This is a genomic window from Dactylosporangium sp. NPDC050588, from assembly GCF_040654975.1.
In the GTDB taxonomy this organism is placed as follows: Bacteria; Actinomycetota; Actinomycetes; order Mycobacteriales; family Micromonosporaceae; genus Dactylosporangium; species Dactylosporangium maewongense.
On record NZ_JBFAJA010000246.1, the window covers coordinates 1 to 1,060 of the forward strand.

A 1,060-nucleotide genomic window follows, 5' to 3' on the forward strand; every position below is an offset into this window, starting at 1 on the left:
AAAGCCTCATCGGTACGACCGGCGACCGCCGTCCCGATCGGCACATCCGTGCCCGCACCCAGCTTCGACAACAGCACCCCGACCGCGGCCTGGACGACCATGAACACGGTGACGCCCTGCTCGCGGGCGACGGTCCGCAGCCGCGCGTGCACGTCGGCGGGCAGGTGCAGGGCGGCGCTGTGCCCGGCGTGGCTCGCGACGGCGGGGCGGGGCCGGTCGGCCGGCAGGGTGAGCTCCGCCGGCGCGCCGGCGAGGGTCTGCCGCCAGTGGGCGACCTGCCGGGCGATGACGCTGCCCGGGTCGTCCTCCGAACCGAGCACGTCACGCTGCCAGAGCGCGTAGTCGGCGTACTGGACCGGCAGCCGCGTCCACTGTGGAGCTTCGCCGGTCAGCCTGGCCGTGTACGCCGTCGTCAGGTCCGCCGCGAGGGGGCCGGCGGACCAGGCGTCGCCGGCGATGTGGTGCAGGACCACGACGAGGGTGTGCCGGTCCGGTCCGGTGAACAGCGACGCCCGGATCGGCAGGTCGGTCGCCAGGTCGAACGGGCGGGCGGCGGCCGCGGCGATCGCGTCCGGCGTGCTGTCCGCGACCTCGAGGCGCCATTCGGCGTCGTCGAGGATCCGCTGGAACGGCAGGTTGCCCTCGGCGGGGAAGACGGTGCGGAGCACCTCGTGGCGGGCGATGACGTCCCGGAACGCCGCTTCGAGCGCGGCGGCGTCCACGGTGCCGGTGAGCTCCAGCACGATCGGGATGGTGTAGGTGGCGGCGGGGCCTTCGAGCTGGTCGATGAACCAGAGGCGCTGCTGCGCGTAGGACAGCGGCGGCCGCTGCGGGCGGGGCTGCGGCCCGAGCGCGGACCTGGCCGTGCCGGCGCCGGACAGGCGGGCGGCGAGCAGGGCGACGGTCGGGTGGTCGAAGAGGTCCCGCAGCGGCAGTTCGACGCCGAGGAGGGTGCGGATGCGGCTGACGAGGCGGACGGCGAGCAGGGAGTGGCCGCCGAGGGCGAAGAAGTCGTCGTCGACACCGACCGCGTCCAGGTCGAGCACCTGCGCGAACGCGG

At 74.9% G+C, this 1,060-nt stretch carries 1 protein-coding gene; it reads right to left on the reverse strand.

What is annotated here, in order from left to right; translation table 11 throughout:
• On the reverse strand, positions 1 to 1,060 hold a 1,060-nt coding region (locus AB0I21_RS57535), incomplete at both ends, for a condensation domain-containing protein (RefSeq protein WP_360574558.1).